General features: G+C 58.3%; 3 protein-coding genes. 2 read left to right on the forward strand and 1 reads right to left on the reverse strand.

The window, feature by feature from the left end; genetic code table 11:
- A partial coding sequence (locus ABYA88_RS15715; protein WP_373188331.1) for a putative bifunctional diguanylate cyclase/phosphodiesterase occupies positions 1–1,939 on the forward strand: 1,939 nt, incomplete at its 5' end.
- Between the two features lie 127 nt (positions 1,940–2,066).
- Positions 2,067–3,425, forward strand: a complete 1,359-nt coding sequence (gene rimO, locus ABYA88_RS15720) for a 30S ribosomal protein S12 methylthiotransferase RimO (RefSeq protein ID WP_373188332.1) — start codon at positions 2,067–2,069, stop codon at positions 3,423–3,425.
- Here rimO and ABYA88_RS15725 read toward each other — a convergent pair.
- Positions 3,394–3,682 (reverse strand): hypothetical protein (locus ABYA88_RS15725; protein ID WP_373188333.1); only part of this gene is annotated, 289 nt, incomplete at its 5' end. The genes rimO and ABYA88_RS15725 overlap by 32 nt on opposite strands.

Here is a 3,682-nt window from a genome sequence, read left to right on the forward strand (position 1 = left end):
CGCGCAGCTGTTCTTTGCCAGCTCCAATGAGCGACACCTGACCGAACTGCAAGTGATCGATGACTATCTCGAACGCTGGCAAACGGATCCAGGCTCTCCTTACCAGACCATTCTGCGCAGGTGGCGCGACCAGGAAGGGACGCTATTGCACCTTCCACCTTTCATCATCGGCCTGGTGGCGCTCCTTGCTGTCATGCTGGTGTTCGCCATGATATTCAGCCAACTGCTTCGGCATCGGGTTGACTTGCGGACCAGAGAGCTACAGGCCAGCGAAAACCGCATGGCGACGATCCTGAACAGCGTACAGGCGCATATCTACATCAAGGACACCCACCTGCGCTATCAATACGTCAATCAAAAACTGTGCGAGCTGTTGGACAAGACTCCAGCAGAAGTCATCGGCAAGGATGATGACGCACTTTTCGAAAGCGCTACCGCAGCACGGCGCCAGCGCAGTGACAGACAGGTGCTCGAACAGGGGTCGCGGACCGCCAGCGAAGAGATCAACGAGCTCGCCGAGAGCGGCGTCCGACGTACGTTCGTTTCGGTGAAAATTCCGTTGCGCGATGCGAACGACACCGTCTACGCCCTGTGCGGCATCGATACCGACATTACCGAGTACCGCAATATTCAGAAAGCCATCCACCAACTGGCATTCTACGATCCGCTGACCGAGCTGCCCAACCGCAGCCTGCTGATCGACCGGTTACGCCACGCGCTCGCCAATCAGCAGCAGACCGGCTTCGAGGGCGCGTTGCTGTTCATCGACCTGGACAATTTCAAGAACCTCAACGATGCCCTCGGACACGAGAAAGGCGATCAACTACTGACGTTGGTGGCCGACCGACTCAGGGAACACCTGCGGCCTCCGGACACCCTCGCCCGGCCGGGTGGTGATGAATTCGTCATACTGCTCGAGGGCCTGCACCAGCACCTCGACGCGGCCGCAGACCAGGCTAAAGGGATTGCCCGAGATATATTGCGGCATCTGAGCGAGCCGTATCCGGTCGACCAGGCAAACCACATTGTCACGGCCAGCATCGGCATCGTGATGTTCTGCGATGGTCAGAACAATGCCGAGGAATTGCTCAAGCGGTCCGAACTGGCCATGTATGAAGCCAAACAGGGTGGACGCAACAATCTGCGCTTTTTCAATCCGATCATGCAGGCCGAAGCCACCCGGCGCGCCAGAATAGAAGCCGACCTGCGCATTGCCATCGAGCAGAACCAGCTGCAGCTGCATGTGCAGCCGCAGGTAGACCAGACCGGCAAGGTGCTCGGCATGGAGGCTCTACTGCGCTGGACTCACCCGGAGGAAGGCCCGATTCCGCCCGGCGGATTCATTCCGATTGCCGAGTCCAGCGGACTGATCGTCAGTCTTGGTGAATGGGTTCTGCGCGAGGCCTGCAGCCTTCTTGATGAATGGTCACAGCAGCCCGAAATGGCGCAGCTCACCCTGGCAGTGAATATCAGCCCGAAACAGTTCCGCCATGCGGACTTTGTAGACATGGTCTTGGGGCTGCTTGAGCAAAGCCGGTTCAAGCCAGACCGGCTCGAACTCGAACTGACCGAAAACCTGCTGATCGACGAAATCGAGATCACTGCCGAGCGCATGCGGGTATTGGGTGAAAGTGGTCTACGTTTTTCCCTGGACGACTTCGGTACCGGCTATGCATCACTTGGCTATCTCAAACGATTGCCACTGTACCAGCTGAAAATCGATCAGTCGTTCGTCCGCGACGTCCTGACCGATGCCAACGATGCAGCCATCGTGCGCACCATCGTCGCCCTGGGTAATAGTCTGGATCTGCGCGTAATCGCCGAAGGTGTCGAAACCGAATCGCAGCGAGACAGGCTGTTGCAGTTGGGGTGCCTGTTCTACCAGGGTTACTTCTTTGGCCGGCCTGGTCCGGCAGCCCGATTGCCGGCTCCGGCATGAACCCTCTCTGAAAACAGAGAGACGAGCGGCAACCTCCTGCTATGGCATGCTGCCAGCGTGGCAGCTAGAATACGCGCCTTTCCGCCTTAATATCCGGCCCAGCCGCGCACCCCCCGTGAGGTTCAGCATGTCCAAGGTCCTGTCGACCAGTCCCAAAGTCGGTTTCATTAGTCTTGGTTGCCCCAAGGCACTGGTGGATTCCGAACGCATCCTTACCCAGCTGCGCACCGAGGGTTACCAGGTCGTCCCCACCTACCAGGACGCCGACGTCGTCGTGGTCAACACCTGCGGCTTCATCGACAGTGCCAAGGCCGAATCGCTGGACGCAATTGGCGAAGCCATTGCCGCCAACGGCCGGGTAATCGTTACCGGTTGCATGGGTGTGGAAGAAAGTGCGATTCGCGATGTACACCCCAGTGTTATGGCCGTGACCGGCCCGCAGCAGTACGAGCAGGTGGTCAATGCCGTTCACGAGGTGATTCCGCCTCGCGCCGACCACAACCCGCTGATCGATCTGGTGCCGCCCCAGGGCGTCAAACTCACGCCGCGCCACTATGCCTATTTGAAGATTTCCGAAGGCTGTAATCACAGCTGCAGCTTCTGCATTATTCCCGGCATGCGCGGCAAGCTGGTCAGCCGCCCTGTTGGTGAAGTGCTAAGCGAAGCTGAGGGTCTGGCCAAAGCTGGCGTACGCGAGCTGCTGGTTATCTCCCAGGACACCAGCGCCTACGGCGTGGATATCAAGTATCGCACCGGTTTCTGGAACGGTCGTCCGGTCAAATCCCGTATGACTGAAATGTGTGAGGCACTGAGCGAGCTGGGTATCTGGGTTCGTCTCCACTACGTCTATCCCTACCCCCACGTGGATGAGCTGATTCCGCTGATGGCCGAGGGCAAGATCCTGCCGTATCTGGACATCCCCTTCCAGCATGCCAGCCCGAAGATCCTCAAGGCGATGAAGCGGCCTGCATTTGAAGACAAGACGCTGGCACGCATCAAGAAATGGCGTGAAATCTGCCCGGAGCTGACCATCCGCTCAACTTTTATCGTTGGTTTCCCAGGCGAGACGGAAGAGGATTTCCAGTATCTGCTTGACTGGCTCACCGAAGCCCAGCTCGACCGCGTAGGCTGCTTCAAGTACTCCGACGTAGAGGGCGCTGCAGCCAATGAACTGCCTGGTGCCGTGCCGGAAGAAGTGAAAGAAGAACGCTGGGAACGATTCATGGCCCACCAGCAGGTGATCAGCGCCGAACGCCTGCAGCAAAAGATCGGCAAGACCATCCAGGTGTTGATCGACGAGGTGGACGAAGAAGGCCCCATCGGCCGCTCAATGGCCGACGCGCCGGAAATCGATGGCAACGTGTATATCAATACCGAAGAGACCCTGCAGCCAGGTGATATCGTCAGCGTTGTAGTTTTTGACGCCGACGAATACGACCTCTGGGCCGAACTGCCTACCCGTCCAGTAGCGACACACCCAGCTTGAGGGCTGTATCGGTTACCACTTCAACTGGCGTGCGGTAACCGTTAGTCATCCAGTGCAGCGCTATGTGGATCACGCCACCCAGAATACCGGCCTGTAATAATTCATCGAAACGTTGACCCGGGCGCGCGAGCACGCGGGCTATGTCATCGCTGGTGGCCTTCAGTGCTTTCTCGATCGCCTGATCCACCGCGGGGCTGATGCCGCGGATTTCGATCAGCAACAACCTGGCAATGGTCGGGTTTTCCTTCAGGCGTTGA

Origin of the sequence: Halopseudomonas sp. (assembly GCF_041579695.1) — a bacterium.
GTDB lineage: Bacteria > Pseudomonadota > Gammaproteobacteria > Pseudomonadales > Pseudomonadaceae > Halopseudomonas.